Raw genomic sequence first — 15,620 nt, 5'->3', positions numbered from 1 at the left:
CCTCCATGACCTCCACCCCGCCTGCACCAACACCGCCCCCGCCCAGCCGGAACACGTTTTTCGGCTCCACCGTCTTCTCCCGCGGCAGCTACGCCGAGGCCCTCCGGATCGGTGAAATCCTCCGCAAGGAAACGGTCGGCGGAGCCCTCCTCGTCATCGCGGCGGTCATCGCCCTCGTCTGGGCCAATTCCCCGGCATCGGAGAGCTACTTTGCCCTCCGCGACTTCACGGTGGGCTACGCGCCGTGGCACCTGGAGCTGAGCCTGGGTGCCTGGGCGGCTGACGGCCTGTTGGCCATTTTCTTCTTCCTGGTGGGCCTGGAACTCAAACGGGAATTCGTGGCCGGCGACCTGCGGCAGATCAGCAAATCGATCGTCCCCGTGGCCGCCGCCGTGGGCGGTGTGGCCGTCCCGGCGGTGATTTACGCCGTCGTCAACCTCGCCAGCCCGGAAACCCTGCGCGGCTGGGCCATCCCCACGGCAACCGACATCGCCTTTGCGGTGGCCGTCCTGGCCATCATCGGCTCCCACCTGCCCAGCGCGCTGCGGATCTTCCTGCTGACGCTGGCCGTGGTGGATGACCTGATTGCCATCACCATCATTGCGTTCTTCTACTCCAGCGACATCCAGCCCACCCCGCTGCTCCTGGCGCTCGTTCCGCTGGCGGCCTATGCGTTCCTCGCGCAAAAGTACCGCCGGTTCTTCGGCCGCCATGCCGCCGCGGCCTGGTTGATCCTGCTGCCGCTGGGGGTACTGACGTGGGCGCTGGTGCATGCTTCGGGTATCCATGCCACTGTGGCCGGTGTGCTGTTGGGCTTCGCGGTGCCGGTGATCAGGTCACAGGCCTCCGGCGGTCCGGAAGCGGGCCCGGGGCTCGCCGAGATCTTCGAACACCGGTTCCGGCCCATTTCCGCGGGCGTCGCGGTCCCGATCTTTGCGTTCTTCTCCGCAGGCGTGCTGGTCGGCGGATGGGAAGGCCTGGCTTCGGCGTTGTCGGACCCGGTGGCGCTGGGCATCATCCTGGGCCTGGTCCTGGGCAAGCCGGTGGGAATCCTTGCCACCACCTGGGTGCTGACCAAAGCCACCAGGGCCAGCCTGGACAGCTCATTCACGTGGATCGACGTGTTCGGCGTGGCTCTGCTGGCGGGCATCGGTTTCACCGTGTCCCTGCTCGTGGCGGAGCTCAGCTTCGGCAACGGCAGCCTGCATGATGACCATGCCAAGGTGGGCATCCTGGCCGCATCATTGATCGCCGCGCTGCTGGCGACGGTGGTGCTGCGAACCCGGAACCGCCAGTACCGGCTCGCCGAAGAGCTCGAGAAAGTGGATTCGGACCACGACGGCATCCCGGACGTCTACCAGGAACGGACTTAAGCCGCTGGTCCTGCCGGCTGCCCGGCCGGAACCCCGCTCACGCCGTCGCGAGCGGCTTCGCCTGGGCGGCCGGTGGAACGGCCGTGACCTCCACGTGCCGGATCTCCAGGGCCTCCGGGTCCAGCAGCTTCCGCGCACCGGTCCTGGAATCCAGGATCCAGAAGAGTTCAAGGGCCGGGACGACGTCGGTCACCCGGCCGCTGTGGAAAAGCTTGCCCCGGTGCCAGGCTTCGATCTGGTCCCCGATGCGGAGCTGGGCGGTACGTATTCCTTGTGCCTCCATGAGGGCTGCCTCCTGCTGTTGTATCCCCGTACGCACAGCTTGCCGTGAAGAGGTTGCCGGAGTGTTTCGGCCCGGTGTTTTTTCTGTGTCAGCAGTGGCGGGCGCACCGGTCAGAAGCTTGTTCGTCCATCTGTGCCCCCTAGCTTCAGATGCGGGGACAAGCTTCGGATACGCCGCCGAGCGCGGCCGGGGCCGCAGCTCAGTCCTCCATCGGGAACGCGACTGCTTCGCCGACCACCCGGAGGCACAGTTCCATCCCGGGCCGGGCGATCGAGGCGTTCCAGTGCCGGATGGTGATCACTTCGCCGCCGCCGGGGTACCGGTGGTCCGCGTGCTCCGCCACCTCTTGCGGCACGTTGAGCTTGAGCCGCACCGTGGTTTCGGGGCCGAAGTAGTCAGTGTCCACCACCACGCCGCGGATGGGGCCGTCCTCGGCGATGCGGATCTGCTCGGGCCGCAGCATCAACTGGACCTTGCCCTGCGCCGGCGGCCGGCGCACCGGAATGCCGCCCAGCGAGCAGGTGGCCAGTGACCCTTCGAGCCAGGCATCCAGGATGACGGCATCGCCCAGGAACTCGGCGGTGGCCCGGTCCGCGGGACGGGTGTAGACGACGAAGGGGTTGCCGATCTGGGCCAGCTTGCCGCCGCGCATGACCGCCACCTGGTCGGCGAAGGACAACGCTTCGGCCTGGTCGTGGGTGACCAGGATGGTGGTAACCCCGGCCTCGGCCAGGACCTTGGCCACGGCGCGGCGGGTGGCAACGCGGAGGCCCGCATCCAAGGCTGAGAAGGGTTCGTCCAGGAGCATCAGTTCCGGTTCCCGTGCCAGGGCGCGGGCCAGGGCCACGCGCTGCTGCTGGCCGCCGGAGAGCTGGTGCGGGCGGCGCTTGGCCATGGCCGGATCCAGGGACACCATGTCCAGGAGTTCCGCCACCCGTGCCGCGACGGCCCGCCGGCCGCCCTCCAGCTTGGACGGATCCAGGCCAAAGGCAACGTTCTGGCCCACCGTAAGGTGCGGGAAGAGCGCGCCGTCCTGGGCCACGTAGCCGATCTGGCGTTTGTGCGCCGGGAGCCACGCGCCGTCGCCTGCCACGGTGGTGCCGTTGAGCGAGATGGTGCCGGTGTCCGGGTGTTCAAAACCGGCGATGAGGCGCAGCAGCGTGGTCTTGCCGGAGCCGGACGGACCCACGATGGCGGTGGTCCCGCCCTTGGCCACGGACAGGTTGACGCCCCTCAGGACCGCCTGGGATCCGAAGTTCTTGGTGACGTCCGTGATCTGGAGGTGGCTGTTGGTGGTTGCCGCCACGGAGGGGGAGACCCGTGGTTCGGGCAGCCGACGGGTGGATGGTGCTGTCACTGTCCGGCTACTTTCTTGGACTGTTGGAAGAGGAGGTAGGTCATCGGGGCGGAAAGCAGGATCATCAACAGGGCATAGGGAGCCGCACCGGCGTAGTCGATTTCGCTGCTCTTGCTCCAGAACTCGGTGGCCAGGGTCTTGGTGCCGTTGGGGGACAGCAGCAACGTGGCGGTGAGCTCGTTGGCGATGGCCAGGAAAACCAGGGCCGCACCGCCGGCAGCGGCCGGGGCGGTCAGCCGCAGTGTGACGCGGATGAAGGCCAGCAGCGGCGGCTTGCCCAGCGCCTGCGCGGCCTCGTCAAGCTCCTTGGGAGCCTGCGCCAGCCCGGCCCGGAGGTTCACCAGGGCCCGGGGCAGGAACAGCAGGACGTACGCTGCCACCAGCACGCCGGCTGTTTGGTAGATGCCCGGCATCACGCGGATGCTGACGGTGACGAACGCCAGGGCCACCACGATGCCGGGCATCGAGCTGGTGACGTAGTTGGACAGTTCCAAGGACTTGCTGAACCAGCCGGGCCTGCGGACCGCGAGGTACGCCATGGGGAACGCGACCACGATGGTGGCGGCAGCGCCGGCCAGGCCGTATCCGAACGTGGCCAGCAGGGCCGGGAGGAATTCAGCGGCGGTCCAGACATCCGCGCCGCCGGCCACGATCCATTTCAGCACGTAGTACAGCGGGAGGCCGAACGCCAGTGCCGTCAGCGCCAGCAGGAAGGCCTGGCCCGGGATCTGGTAGGCATGCAGCGGGAGGCGGAGTGCCCGTGCCTGCGCCCCCGAGCCGATCCTCGCGTACCGGGCGGTGCCGCGGCTGCGGACCTCGGCCATCAGCAGCAGCAGGCAGAAGAACACCAGCACGCTGGCCAGCATGTTGCCCGCGGCCCCGTTGAAGGTGGAACGGTATTGGGTCATGATCGCGGTGGTGAAGGTATCGAACCGGATCATGGCGAAGGCGCCGTATTCGGCGAGCAGGTGCAGCCCCACCAGGAGGCCGCCTCCCGTCAGGGCGATCCGCAGCTGGGGAAGCACCACCCGGAAGAAGGCCCGCCAGGCGCCCAGTCCCAGTGCGGCGGCGGACTGCTCAATGGCAGGGTCCAGCCGGCTCAGCGTGGCGGCCGCCGGAATGTACACCAGCGGGAAGTAGGACAGGGTGGAGATCAGGATTCCTGAGCCCAGGCCGCCGAGCGAGGGGATGGCCGACACCCAGGCGTAGCTGTTCACGAATGCCGGGATGGCCAGGGGAGCGGCCAGCAGGACAGCCCAGATCCGCCGGCCGCGGAGGTTGGTCCGTTCCACCAACCATGCCCCTGCCACGCCAAGCAGCAGGCACAGCGGGACGGTGGCGGCCATCAGGAGCAGGGTGTTGACCAGCAGTTCGCCCACCCGGGGGCGCAGGATGAGGGCGACGGCGGTGTCCCACCCGGTTGCCACCGTCATGTAGACCACGTATCCCAGCGGGACGAGGGAGAAGAGGGCGATCAGCACCGCCAGGACGGACACCGCGGAAACGCCGAAAGGCGGGCGGGGGCTGTTGCCCCGGCCCGCCGTCGTCGTGCCCCGCCTGGCGGGAGCCGATAGATCGGTGGTCACGGAATTAGAGGAGTCCGGCCTGGGTCATCAGATCGCTGACCTTCTGGGAGTTGAGCTTTGCGGCGTCAACCTTGGGCGCCTGCAGGTCCTTGATGGGCACCAGTTTGTCGTTGGCGGGCACATCGGAGCCAATGGCGTATTCGAAGGACGTTCCGTTCTTCAGGACTTCCTGTCCCTTCTTGCCGGTGATGAACTTCAGGAACGCCTGCGCAGCTGCAGCATTCTTGGAGGACTTGAGCACGCCGCCGCCGGAGACGGAAAGGAACGCGCCAGGGTCCTCGTTCTTGAAGTAGTACGGCGTGACGTTGCTGGAGTTCTCGCCGGTCTTGGCCTGGTCGCCATAGTAGTAGTAGTGGTAGATCAGCGCGGCGTCCACTTCGCCGGCGTTGACCGCCTTCATGGCCGTGCTGTTCCCTTTGTAGGCCTTGGAGTTGTCCTTCATGGCCTTGAGCCAGTCTTCGGTGGCGCCTTCACCCTTGAGTTCCAGCAGCGCGGAGACGATGGCCTGGAAGTCGGCGCCGGTGGGCGAAGCGGCCCAGCGGCCCTTCCACTCCGGCTTGGCCAGGTCCAGCATGGACTTGGGCAGCTGGTCCTCGGTGAGCTTGGTCTTGTTGTACACCAGGACGGTGGACCGGGCGGCGATGCCCGTCCACTTGCCGGTGGACGGCGCGAACTCGGCGGGAACCTGGGCCAGGGTGTCCTTGTTGACGTCGGCGAACAGGCCGGCGTTCTCCACCTGCGTCATGGCGGGGGAGTTTTCGGTGAGGAACACGTCCGCGGGGGACGCCTGGCCTTCCTGGATGATCTGGTTGGACATTTCGGTGTCGTCGCCTTGGCGGAGGGTCACCTTGATGCCGGTTTCCGCCGTGAAGGCGTCCACCCATTCCTTGGTCAGGCTCTCGTGCTGGGCGTTGTAGACAGTGATCTCGCCGGAGGGGGCGCCGTTGGAAGCGGAGCTGTCACCGGCGGGCGTGCCACCGCCGCAGGCGGTCAGGCCGAGAGCTGCGGTGGCGGCGAGTGCGATGCCTGCCAGCGCGCTGTTGCGGATCTTCATTGAGGCTGCTTTCGTGGGGAAAAGTCTGCGTGAACCTAAGTCTTTACGGGCACCGGGAGGCGGTGCCTATGTTCAAAAACTGTAGGGTAGGCAAACCTAAGCTCCAAGCCGGAAAGCGCTTTAAGTGACGAGGTTCACATCAATTACGCAAACATGGCGTGACGTAATTAGCCTCGAAGGTCCCGCCGGTACCCCGGCGGCCCGCTAGGCGATGCCCGTGGTGCCCAGGAGGCTGCCCACCGCAAACGTGAAGGCCATGGCGAGTGCGCCGCCCACCACCAGCCGCAGGGTTGCCTTGCGCTTGGAGCTTCCGCCGATCCTGGCGCTGACGGTGCCGGTCAAGGCGAGCGCCAGGATCACGGCGACGAACGTGACCGGGATGCGCGCCTGCTCCGGCGGGAAAATGATGGCCAGCATCGGCAGTACGGCGCCCACCGTGAAGGCGATCGCGGAGGCGAACGCGGCATGCCAGGGGCTTACCACCTCCTCCTCGTCGATGTTCAGTTCGGCGGACAGGTGCGCCTTCAACGCGTCCTTCGCCGTGAGCTCCTCGGCGACGGTCCGGGCCGTGGCTTCGCTGAGCCCCTTGGCCTGGTAGATCTCCGCGAGCTCGGCCAGCTCGCCGTCGGGATCGTCCCGGAGCTCCTGGCGTTCCTTTTCGATCAATGCCCGCTGGCTGTCGCTCTGGCTGCTGACGGACACGTATTCGCCCAGGGCCATGGACACGGCGCCGCCCACCACGGCGGCCGTTCCCGCCACCAGGATCGGGGCGAGGTCGTTGGTCACGCCCGCGACGCCCACTACGGTTGCCGCGACGGAGACGATGCCGTCGTTGGCGCCCAGGACACCGGCCCGCAGCCAGTTCAGGCGGGCGGCCACGCTGCTGTCGTGGGGTTCGTTGTGGCTGAGCTTCACGGTTTCAGACATGCTGGCAGTTAACCACCGCCCGGTTCCGTTTACCACAAAGGTTTGCATCCCCTAACCGGCCCGGAAACGCCGGGCGTCAGTAGGTGGTGGCATTCGGCAGAATCAGGGGCGGCAGCGGGGCCTGGGTGAAGTCGAAGGACTTGGCGAGGTCGCCCAGCTGCGGGTTGTTTTCACGGACGTCGGGCCGTGCGTCGGGCCGTCCGTCCGTGGCAGGATCGATCCGTTCGCCGCCCAGGAAGTCGTCCTCAATGAATTTGAAGTAGGCGTCGTGGCTCAGCACCTGGTGGTCGATGTAGCCCTTCCGGGCGTACGGGCTGATCACCAGGCCGGGCACGCGCAGGCCGTAGCCGTTGTTGTCCACCACCGGCGGGTTTTCGTGGTCGTAGAACCCGCCCCAGTCGTCCCAGGTGAGGAAGATGGCGGTGCTGTCCCAGTCCGGACCGCTCATCACCGCGTTAATGAGGCCGGCCACGTAGGCCTGCCCGGTGCTGATCTTGGCGGGGGCGTGTTCGCTGACCTTGTCGGTGGGTGCCACCCAGGTGACCGCCGGCAGGGTGCCCTGCCGGGCGGCGTCGTAGAACCCGCTGAGGGGTTTGATGTTGCCTTGCTCGCCGTCTTCCTTGACGGTGTCGAAGTACAGCAGCGGGTTCCACAGGCCGGGGGTCTTGGCGTCCTGCTTGACGGGGTCGCAGGTGGCGGCGTCGTTCCGGCAGTCCGGTTCGGTGCCGTTGAAGACGTAGTAGGCCCAGGACACCTGGTGCTTGTGGAGCAGGAAGGTCAGGTCCGTCCAGGCGTAGTCGGGCAGTTCCAGTTTCTTGGCGGCGTCGGTGAGCTTCTTCTTCAGGTCATCGGACACCGGGGCGGCGTCCACGGCTGCCTGGCAGACGGCGTAGGAATCGGTGGGCTGGCAGCTGGTTCCGATCAGCTGGTCGATCTGGGCAGCGAGGCCCGGATCGATCCCCGCCGCTTCCAGGGCCTCACGGCAGGGGTCCAGGTCCATGCCGGCCTGGCATTTGCCGATCAGGGTGTCCTTGATGATTTGCGGCTCGGGTTCGGGGTCCGGGTCCTGCAGGGCGTTCACGCACGACGACGGGTCCCCGGCTTTGCTGCATTTCGCCGACCATTCCGAGACCAGGTAGAGGTGGGCGGGCAGGCTCCAGGACGCCGCCGAGGCGAACAGGTGGTCCTCGAGGGTGAAATTCTGCGCGTAGGCCCAGTAGTTGGGCAGGTCCCGCCCGTCGTGGTAGCCCATCACGTCGGTGGGCATGGTGGTGCTGTACGTGCACTTGGTGCTGGCGGCGCTGCAGCCGGAGAGCCCCTTCTCCGCCTGGGCTACAAACCCGTCCATGGCGCCGCCGTTGATGTCCCCGGTGGCGTCGGCGTGGCTGTGCGGACCGCCGGCGTTGCTGTCCGCGGAGTTGTAGAAGGGGGCGATGCAGCCGCCATTTGCCGGATCCGGGAGGCACACGGCGGGCTTTCCGTCCTTCATGGGGATGCCGTCTGCGCCGGGGTAGGTCCCGAAGTAGCTGTCGAAGGACCTGTTTTCCTGGGTGATGATCACCACGTGCTTGATCTTGGAGATCCCGGCGTCCGCAGAGGCGCCCTGGCCGGCGGCAGCGCCCGCGCCCGCATCCTGGGCCGGGGCGGAGGAGGGCGTGGTGGGTGCCGGCGGGCCGGCGCGCAACGCGTTGGGAAGGACGACGGCGAGAACCACCAGGACCGCCAGCGCAACGAGGCCTGCCAGGACTGTCCGGCGTCGGCCGTTCCATGGAAGCTTCACCTAGGACTCCTTCCGGAATACGTCGTCGCCAAAGGTGGCGACCCCGGGATCGCCGGCCAGCCCCAGCCGGGGGAGGAAGAAGAAGTCCTCGATGCTGGCCAGCAGGCTGTAGTGGTTGTAGGCCCGGTCCGAGGACGTGCCCGCGTTGCTGAACGGCGAGAGCACCAGCGCGCCCACCTTGCCCCCCGCGGCGCCGCCGGCCGGGCTTGCCGTGTCTGATTCAGGCGGACCGGACGAGTCGCCCTCGGCCTCGTCGAAGGTGATCACCAGCATCCCGTCCTGCTTGTAGGCCGGTGAGGACAGGATGGCCGGCACCTGCTCCTTCAACCATCCGTCCACCGCATCCAGGCCGCCGGTGGTGCCGTCGGCACACGTGGCGTCATGGCCGTCGTGGCACAGGTTGGGTGTGATGTAGGACAGGGTGGGCGTGGTGTCCACGGACTTCAGGTCGCCCGCGAGCGCTGCGAAGTTGACCACGTTCCTGGCACAGTCCGGTGAGGAGGTGATGGAGCGGAAGTACATGAAGGGGTTGTGGTGCGTGGAGTACTGGCTCTCCGGGCTGGCCTTGATGTGGTTGTCAGGTTCGCCCAGCGCCGGGTGTTCGCATGGCTCCTGCATGTCCTCCATGTAGCCCTTCCACGTCTTGCCCTGGGCGGCCAGTTGCCCGGCCAGGGTTTGCGTGTCCTGGGGGTAGACGCAGCCGTCGCCTTGAAGGGTGCCTTCCGAGTCGGTGCCGGTGGCGTTGAACTCGGTGTAGGTGTGGCAGTCGGCCATGGTGCTGTCGTTGGGCCGCTGGCCTGATATCTGGGCCAGGTAATTGGGCAGTGAATTGTGGGCGATGCCGTAGTAGTTCTTGAGCAGGACGCCCTTCTTGCGGAGTGTTCCGGAGAGGTAGGGCGCGGGGGAATGGTCACCCCATACGGAGTCGTATCCTTTGTTCTCCAAGTTGATGACGAACACGTGCCCGGGCGTTTGGATGTGGCTTGCAGGGTCCTTGGTGGCGCTGGGCCTGGGTGCCGGGGTGCCTGCCGTGCTGCTGGACACCGACGGGGCAGGCGCGGGCGCGGGGCCATTCGGAGTGCATGCCGCCAAGGTGGGCAGCAAGAGGGCCGGAAGCAGGAGCAGGCCGGGGGCCCGGCGTCGGGCCGCCCCGGTGCGGCGCTCAGTGCTGTTTTTCACGCGCGGCCTCACTTGTTCCTCGCTGCGGGCCTGCCGGCCGGGCTGCGTGGCAGCCCGGCCGGCAGGTATCGGCTCCCCAGCATTGCGGACACTCTTGCATACCGCGGCCCGGATTTGCACGGGCACTTCCTGTGAGTTCGCAGTGAATCTGTGCGGCTTGCGTCCTCAGCCCACTTTCCGGCGGTAAATGGCCGCAGCGGCCGCGTACGCCACGGCAAGGATCCCGGCCAGCCAGGCAAGCGCCGTCCAGATCCCGGTGCCCACGGGTTCCTGCGCGAGCAGCGCCCGGAGGGTGTCCACGATCGGAGTCACCGGCTGGTTCTCGGCAAACCAGGCGACCGGGCCCGGCATGGTGGCCGTGGGAACGAACGCCGAACTGATGAACGGCAGGAAAATCAGCGGGTAACTCATGCCGCTGGCGCCATCCACCGTCTTGGCGGTCAGGCCGGCAACGACCGCCAGCCAGGTCAGGGCCAGGGTGAACAGGGCCAGGATTCCGGCGACGGCGAGCCACGCTGCCAAGGATGCGCCGCTGCGGAACCCCATGAGGACCGCAACGCCGATCACGATGGCGATCGCCGCGAGGTTGGCGGCCAGCGACGTGAGGACATGGGCCCACAGGATGCCGGGCCTGGCGATCGGCATGGATCCGAGCCTTTCGACGATCCCGCCCTTGACGTCCAGGAACAGCCGGTAGGCGGTGTAGGCCACGCCCGAGGCGACGGTGATCAGGAGGATGCCGGGCAGGAGGTAGTTCACATAGGAGCCTCCTGAGCCGGTGGTGATGGCACCGCCGAACACGTAGACGAACAGCAGCATCATGGCCACGGGCGTCACCGCGGTGGTGATGATGGTGTCCGGGCTGCGCAGGATGTGCCGCAGCGAGCGGCCGGTCAGAACGCCGGTATCCCGCAAGGCGTGGGTGCTCATCGGTGGTCCTTTCCTTGCGCCGAGGCGCCGCTGTGACGGTTGTCCGGGGCGGTACCCACCAGGGCCAGGAAGACGTCCTCGAGCGAAGGCTGTTTCTCCACGTATTCCACCGTGGCGGCAGGCAGGAGTTGCTTGAGTTCGGCCAGCGTCCCGTTTTGGATGATGATGCCTTGGTGCAGGATGGCGATGCGGTCCGCGAGTTGTTCCGCCTCATCGAGGTACTGGGTGGTGAGCAGCACGGTGGTGCCTTGGCCCGCAAGTTGCCGGATGGTCCGCCATACCTCGTTGCGTGCCTGCGGATCCAGCCCGGTGGTGGGTTCGTCGAGGAAGAGGACACTGGGGTTTCCGATCAGGCTCATGGCGATGTCCAGGCGCCGCCGCATCCCGCCGGAGTAGGTGCCTGCCCTGCGGTGTGCGGCCTCGGCCAGGTCGAACCGGTCCAGCAGGGCGCCGGCAACCGCGTCCGGGCTGGCCAGGTGGCGCAGCCGGGCCACCAGCACCAGGTTTTCCCGGCCCGTGAGGACGTCGTCCACAGCTTTGAACTGGCCGGTCAGGCTGATGGATTCCCGTACGTGCGCGGGGTCCGTGCCGGTGTCGAAACCGTTCACCGTGGCCGTGCCGGCATCCGGCTTCAGCAGGGTGGACAGGATCTTCACCAGCGTGGTTTTTCCGGCGCCGTTGGATCCGAGCAGCGCAAAGATGCTTCCCGGCGTCACGTCAAAGTCGACGCCCCGCAGCACGTGCAGGTCCTTGAACGACTTTTCGATGCCCTGGACCCGGATGGCGGGTTGCAGGGCCTGGTCTGTGGTCACGGCTGGTCCTTCCGGTGTGGGATTTTTCAGGCTTCGCCGGAAGCGGCCTGGTTGATGGTGTCGGTGAGGCGCTTGCGCTCCTTGTTGATCCACTGGCCGTCCGAGTAGTTGCTGATGAAGGTTTCGGCGAACTCCACGGGGTCATCGCCAACGATGTCGCGGATCGGGGTTCCGTCCGCTGCGGCCCCCTCGATGAGGTCGGCCAGGTCCTCGAGCATCTGCATGAGGATGTCGCCTTTGACGATGGCGCCCGCATACGTGAAGTAGCGTTCCAGAGCGTCGATGGTGGTCCGGTAGCTGCCGGGCAGCTGTTCTTTGCGGGCCTTGTATTGGCGCCAGCGCTTCTTGTCGTCGAAGGAGCCGGTGACTTTTTCGAGCCATCCCTGCGTCATGGTCATTCTCCTTTTTCCTGCTGGTGGTTGGTGTGGTGGAGCTGCTCGATCCGTTCGGCGAGGAAGCTCCAGGAAGTCCAGAACTCGTCCAGGTAACCGCTGCCGGAGGCGTTCAGCGAATAGACCTTCCGGGGAGGTCCTTTTTCCGAGGGGACTTTGGCGACGTCCACCAGGCCGCGCTGTTCGATGCGGACCAGCAGTGCGTAGACCGTGCCCTCGGCGATGTCCGAAAAGCCCTGTTCACGCAGCCGGGCGGTGATTTCGTAGCCGTATGCCGGCTGGACGGCCAGGAGCGCCAGGACAATGCCCTCCAGCGTGCCCTTGAGCATTTCGGTCATTTGCTTGCCCATGGAATCCCCTTGGTACCTAGTGTTGCTGACTACTAGTAGATAGTATCACTGAGTAGTCGGCGCGCAACCCCCTGGGCAGGTCTTTCTGCCCTATTGGGTGCATGAGCGCAGGCGTTGACTTGAACCATGGGCAGCAGAGGCCCATAGGGCGGAGACGTACTGGCGTACCGCCCACACCAGAAAGGAAAGATCAGTGAAAAAGTGGTATCGGTGGCAGGACTATGTAGCGGCTGCCGCTGGACTCTTCACCGCCGTGGCGGTCTTGTTTACGCAGCAGCAAAACATGTCCACCACCCTCATGCTCGTCTTCGGCGGGCTCCTGGTGGTCAGCGGCATCATCAACCTGGCCATGCCCGGAACACCGGTCATGGAATACGCCCAGGCTGTCATTGCCGCAGTCTTGATCCTCTCGCCGTGGCTGGGGTCCTACACGGGCGCGACGGGCGCAGCGTGGACCTCGTGGATTGCGGGGGCAGTGGCGCTGGTGGTCACCGCGGTGGCCATCAAGCCGAGCACGGATGCCCAGCACAACCTGCGCATCTCGCACTAGACAGGGGAGCATCCGCCATGACTGAAGTGATGCGGTATGAGGTGGGATCCGGGACCGTGCTCGTTGAGGCTGCCGACAACAGCTATGGGGTGGACCACCCCGCGCGCAACGAGCAGGGGATCCTGGACACCGGCAGGAGGCTGGAAGATGCACTCGCCAGCGTCCGACCGGCGGCCCACGCCGCACTTGAGGCCATGGCGGAGCTGTACCCGGAACAGATCGAAATCGAATTTGGCGTGAATCTGGCGGGAGACGCGGGGGCGATGATAGCCAGGAGCAGTTCCGAGGCCCATTTCGTCCTCCGGATGTCCTGGACCCCCGCGGCCGCGGCGATCCTCCCCGCGGAAGAACTCCCACATGGCGGGTGAGCGTGATGGTTGCATTCCTGAACAGGGCCGACGCCGGGCGGCGGCTGGGCAAGCGGCTCACCGGACTCCGGGGACAGGACGTGGTGGTGCTGGGCCTGCCCCGAGGCGGCGTGCCCGTGGCGTTCGAGGTCGCCAAGGCCCTCGAGGCGCCACTGGACGTGATCGTGGTCCGGAAACTGGGCGTCCCGTTCCAGCCTGAGGTGGCCATGGGAGCCATCGGGGAGGGCAACGTCCGGGTCTTGGATCCACGCACCATCTCCATGGCCCGCGTCTCCCAGGAGGACCTGCAGCAGGTGGAACGGCGGGAGCGCACCCTGCTGGAGAGCAGGGTGGCACGGTTCCGGCAGGGGCGCCCCAGGCTCGACCTCACCGGCCGCACCGCGGTGATCGTGGACGACGGCATCGCCACCGGCTCCACTGCCAAGGCCGCCTGCCAGGTGGCGCGGCACCTGGGAGCCGCGAAAGTCATCCTTGCCGTGCCCGTGGCCCCTGCCCGGGCCATCGTGGAGCTCAAGGAACCGGACGACGTCGTCTGCCTGCTCTCGCCCCAGGACTTCCAGGCCGTGGGCTACTACTACCACGACTTTTCCCCCACCGAGGATGGCGAGGTGGTGCAGTTGCTGGATGCAGCCGCATCCCCGCCGTCCCATGGCGGCGTCGAAGGGAGCGACGGAAGCCTGGTGGACGAGGTCGAGATCCCGGACGGGATGGCCGTGCTGCGGGGCAGCCTCTACCTGCCGGCCGTGTGCGACGGCACGGTGATCTTCGCCCACGGCAGCGGCAGCAGCCGGCACAGCCCGCGCAACCGTTTCGTGGCCTCCGTCCTGCACGGGGTGGGCCTGGGCACCTTGCTCCTGGACCTGCTGACCCCCGAGGAGGAAGTCAACCGTGCCAATGTCTTCGATATCGCGCTCCTGGCCCGGCGCCTCTCGGCCGCCACCCACTGGCTGGAGGTCCGGCATGACGGCTCGGCCGGACGGATCGGCTACTTCGGCGCGAGCACCGGTGCCGGAGCAGCGCTGTGGGCCGCTGCCGAGCCCGGCGCCGAAGTTGCCGCCGTCGTGTCCCGGGGCGGACGGCCTGACCTTGCCGGTCCGCGGCTCGACGCCGTCAGGGCCCCCACCCTCCTGATCGTTGGCAGTGCCGACACCCAGGTCCTCGCACTCAACCGCCAGGCAATGGCACGCATGCAGGCGCCCACCCGGCTCGAGATTGTCCCGGGGGCAACCCACCTGTTCGAGGAGCCCGGAACCCTGGCATTGGCCGCGAACCTGGCTGCCGACTGGTTCCACCACTACCTGCTGCCGTCACCGGTGGGCCGTACCGTACCGGAGGCCAGGGAATGACCGCCGACGCAGGCCGGCCGCTGGAACGCGAGCCGGAACATGCGGCGGAGGCCGCAGAAATCCGCCGGCTCGCGCACCCCCTGGCCACCGCCGACGGGCTTGAACCGTTGGTCCGCCTCGCAGCTCCCGCCCGATTCGTGTGCCTGGGCGAGGCGTCCCACGGCACCCAGGAGTACTACCACTGGCGGGCGCTTCTCAGCCGCCGGCTGATCGAAGAATACGGCTTCACCTGGGTTGGCGTGGAAGGCGACTGGCCCGACTGCTGGCGCATCAACCGTTGGGTCAGGGGAGAATCCGGGCAGGACCTCGATGCGCGGCGGTTGCTGGCCGGTTTTGAACGCTGGCCCACCTGGATGTGGGCCAACCATGAGGTTGCCGACTTCCTGACGTGGCTGCGTGAGTGGAACCTCCGGCTCCCCGCAGACCAGCGGACGGGCTTCTACGGCCTGGATGTCTACTCCCTGTGGGACTCCCTGCGGGAGATCTTCGCATGGCTGGACAGCAACGCCCCGGATGCCCTGCCGGCTGCCTTGCGGGCCTGGCATTGCTTCATTCCCTTCCGGGAGGATCCCCAGCGCTACGCCGTGGGGAACCGCCTGGTTCCGCAGTCCTGCGAAGCGGACGTGGTGGCATTGCTGGCTGAAGTCCGGCGGCGCGCACTTGGCCGGATGCAGGACGATCCCGCCGCTTTTGACGCATTCCAGAACGCCGTCGTCGCGGCCAACGCCGAGCATTACTACCGGACCATGGTGCGCGGCGACCAGCAGTCCTGGAATATCCGCGACCTTCACATGAGCGACACCGCCGACCGCATCGCACGCCACCACGGGCCCGCATCCAAGGGGCTGGTGTGGGCGCACAACACGCATGTGGGCGACGCCCGGGCTACGGATATGGCGCATGGCGGGATGGTCAACGTCGGACAGTTGCTCCGCCAACGCCACGCGGGACAGGTGGTGCTGGCGGGGTTTGCGTCCTACTCAGGGTCCGTCACGGCGGCCGAGTCGTGGGGCTCTCCGGAGCGGGTGATGGACGTTCCGGCCGCTGTGCCGGGCAGTCACGAGGACCTGCTGAACGAGGTGCTGGGGGAACGGTCCCTGCTGGTGTTCGGGGCAGACCGGACCGGCCCCTGGCTGGCGGCCTGGCGCGGGCACCGGGCCATAGGTGTTGTTTACAACCCGCGGCGGGAATGGGGCAACTACGTGCCCACCCGGATGGGGGACCGTTACGACGCGTTGTTCTGGCATCCACGGACTGAAGCGCTGCGCCCGCTGCACCATGAGGACCAGCCCGGCGAACCTGAGCTCGAGACCGAACCCAGCGGGTTCTAGGC

16 protein-coding genes are annotated in these 15,620 nt (G+C 67.1%); 5 read left to right on the top strand and 11 right to left on the bottom strand.

The features are described from left to right. Positions 1 to 5 precede the first annotated feature (5 nt). Complete coding sequence (nhaA, locus tag QRM96_RS09825; protein ID WP_285319479.1) at positions 6 to 1,373, top strand: Na+/H+ antiporter NhaA; 1,368 nt, start codon at positions 6 to 8, stop codon at positions 1,371 to 1,373. 37 nt (positions 1,374 to 1,410) lie between these two features. On the opposite strand, the gene QRM96_RS09820 is transcribed toward nhaA, so the two are convergent. The 11 genes from QRM96_RS09820 to QRM96_RS09770 form a co-directional block, all read right to left on the bottom strand. Continuing rightward, entirely contained in the window at positions 1,411 to 1,656 is a 246-nt protein-coding gene (locus tag QRM96_RS09820; RefSeq protein ID WP_018761703.1) for a hypothetical protein, read from the bottom strand. A 199-nt stretch (positions 1,657 to 1,855) separates the two neighbouring features. Next, positions 1,856 to 3,013, bottom strand: a complete 1,158-nt coding sequence (locus QRM96_RS09815; RefSeq protein ID WP_285319477.1) for an ABC transporter ATP-binding protein — start codon at positions 3,011 to 3,013, stop codon at positions 1,856 to 1,858. Beyond that, on the bottom strand, positions 3,010 to 4,599 hold the full coding sequence (locus tag QRM96_RS09810) for an ABC transporter permease (RefSeq protein WP_285319476.1): 1,590 nt from the start codon (positions 4,597 to 4,599) through the stop codon (positions 3,010 to 3,012). The genes QRM96_RS09815 and QRM96_RS09810 overlap by 4 nt, the downstream gene beginning before the upstream one ends. A 4-nt stretch (positions 4,600 to 4,603) precedes the next feature. After that, positions 4,604 to 5,653, bottom strand: coding sequence for an iron ABC transporter substrate-binding protein (locus QRM96_RS09805; protein WP_018761700.1), 1,050 nt, complete (start codon positions 5,651 to 5,653; stop codon positions 4,604 to 4,606). Positions 5,654 to 5,857: 204 nt separating this feature from the next. Beyond that, the gene (locus QRM96_RS09800) at positions 5,858 to 6,580 is read right to left on the bottom strand and encodes a VIT1/CCC1 transporter family protein (protein ID WP_018761699.1); all 723 of its coding nucleotides are present in this window, start codon (positions 6,578 to 6,580) and stop codon (positions 5,858 to 5,860) included. Between the two features lie 76 nt (positions 6,581 to 6,656). Next, on the bottom strand, positions 6,657 to 8,360 hold the full coding sequence (locus QRM96_RS09795) for an alkaline phosphatase family protein (RefSeq protein ID WP_285319472.1): 1,704 nt from the start codon (positions 8,358 to 8,360) through the stop codon (positions 6,657 to 6,659). Next, positions 8,361 to 9,539: an alkaline phosphatase family protein gene (locus tag QRM96_RS09790; protein WP_285319470.1), complete on the bottom strand. Its 1,179-nt coding sequence runs from the start codon at positions 9,537 to 9,539 to the stop codon at positions 8,361 to 8,363. It lies immediately after the preceding gene. A gap of 165 nt (positions 9,540 to 9,704) precedes the next feature. Next, positions 9,705 to 10,469, bottom strand: coding sequence for an ABC transporter permease (locus QRM96_RS09785; RefSeq protein ID WP_285319468.1), 765 nt, complete (start codon positions 10,467 to 10,469; stop codon positions 9,705 to 9,707). Continuing rightward, a complete protein-coding gene (locus QRM96_RS09780) occupies positions 10,466 to 11,281 on the bottom strand; it encodes an ABC transporter ATP-binding protein (RefSeq protein ID WP_285319466.1) in 816 nt (271 codons plus the stop codon). Before QRM96_RS09780 ends, QRM96_RS09785 begins: the two co-directional genes overlap by 4 nt. A 26-nt stretch (positions 11,282 to 11,307) precedes the next feature. Beyond that, positions 11,308 to 11,673 (bottom strand): DUF1048 domain-containing protein, encoded by a 366-nt coding sequence (locus QRM96_RS09775; RefSeq protein ID WP_165838007.1) that lies wholly within the window; start codon positions 11,671 to 11,673, stop codon positions 11,308 to 11,310. 2 nt (positions 11,674 to 11,675) lie between these two features. Then, positions 11,676 to 12,023: a PadR family transcriptional regulator gene (locus QRM96_RS09770; protein WP_109045251.1), complete on the bottom strand. Its 348-nt coding sequence runs from the start codon at positions 12,021 to 12,023 to the stop codon at positions 11,676 to 11,678. A gap of 193 nt (positions 12,024 to 12,216) precedes the next feature. Between QRM96_RS09770 and QRM96_RS09765 the strand changes: the two genes are divergently transcribed. The 4 genes from QRM96_RS09765 to QRM96_RS09750 are packed head-to-tail and all read left to right on the top strand — an operon-like array spanning position 12,217 to position 15,618. Further along, positions 12,217 to 12,573 (top strand): SPW repeat domain-containing protein, encoded by a 357-nt coding sequence (locus QRM96_RS09765; protein ID WP_109045252.1) that lies wholly within the window; start codon positions 12,217 to 12,219, stop codon positions 12,571 to 12,573. Between the two features lie 17 nt (positions 12,574 to 12,590). Continuing rightward, positions 12,591 to 12,941 carry a CU044_2847 family protein gene (locus tag QRM96_RS09760; protein ID WP_018761691.1) on the top strand — a complete coding sequence of 117 codons (351 nt, stop codon included), beginning with the start codon at positions 12,591 to 12,593 and terminating at the stop codon, positions 12,939 to 12,941. 5 nt (positions 12,942 to 12,946) lie between these two features. Continuing rightward, complete coding sequence (locus tag QRM96_RS09755) at positions 12,947 to 14,287, top strand: phosphoribosyltransferase (protein ID WP_285319616.1); 1,341 nt, start codon at positions 12,947 to 12,949, stop codon at positions 14,285 to 14,287. Then, complete coding sequence (locus QRM96_RS09750) at positions 14,284 to 15,618, top strand: erythromycin esterase family protein (protein ID WP_285319462.1); 1,335 nt, start codon at positions 14,284 to 14,286, stop codon at positions 15,616 to 15,618. Before QRM96_RS09755 ends, QRM96_RS09750 begins: the two co-directional genes overlap by 4 nt. Positions 15,619 to 15,620 lie beyond the last annotated feature (2 nt).

The organism is Pseudarthrobacter sp. lyk4-40-TYG-27, from assembly GCF_030209295.1.
GTDB lineage: Bacteria > Actinomycetota > Actinomycetes > Actinomycetales > Micrococcaceae > Arthrobacter.
This window is presented reverse-complemented; position numbering and strand designations above follow the sequence as displayed.

Excerpts from the sequence above, each read along its gene's own strand:
- nhaA (WP_285319479.1), top strand. The coding sequence starts at position 6 with ATGACCTCCACCCCGCCTGCACCAACACCGCCCCCGCCCAGCCGGAAC.
- QRM96_RS09820 (WP_018761703.1), bottom strand. The coding sequence starts at position 1,656 with ATGGAGGCACAAGGAATACGTACCGCCCAGCTCCGCATCGGGGACCAG.
- QRM96_RS09805 (WP_018761700.1), bottom strand. The coding sequence starts at position 5,653 with ATGAAGATCCGCAACAGCGCGCTGGCAGGCATCGCACTCGCCGCCACC.
- QRM96_RS09800 (WP_018761699.1), bottom strand. The coding sequence starts at position 6,580 with ATGTCTGAAACCGTGAAGCTCAGCCACAACGAACCCCACGACAGCAGC.
- QRM96_RS09785 (WP_285319468.1), bottom strand. The coding sequence starts at position 10,469 with ATGAGCACCCACGCCTTGCGGGATACCGGCGTTCTGACCGGCCGCTCG.
- QRM96_RS09775 (WP_165838007.1), bottom strand. The coding sequence starts at position 11,673 with ATGACGCAGGGATGGCTCGAAAAAGTCACCGGCTCCTTCGACGACAAG.
- QRM96_RS09770 (WP_109045251.1), bottom strand. The coding sequence starts at position 12,023 with ATGGGCAAGCAAATGACCGAAATGCTCAAGGGCACGCTGGAGGGCATT.
- QRM96_RS09760 (WP_018761691.1), top strand. The coding sequence starts at position 12,591 with ATGACTGAAGTGATGCGGTATGAGGTGGGATCCGGGACCGTGCTCGTT.
- QRM96_RS09755 (WP_285319616.1), top strand. The coding sequence starts at position 12,947 with ATGGTTGCATTCCTGAACAGGGCCGACGCCGGGCGGCGGCTGGGCAAG.
- QRM96_RS09750 (WP_285319462.1), top strand. The coding sequence starts at position 14,284 with ATGACCGCCGACGCAGGCCGGCCGCTGGAACGCGAGCCGGAACATGCG.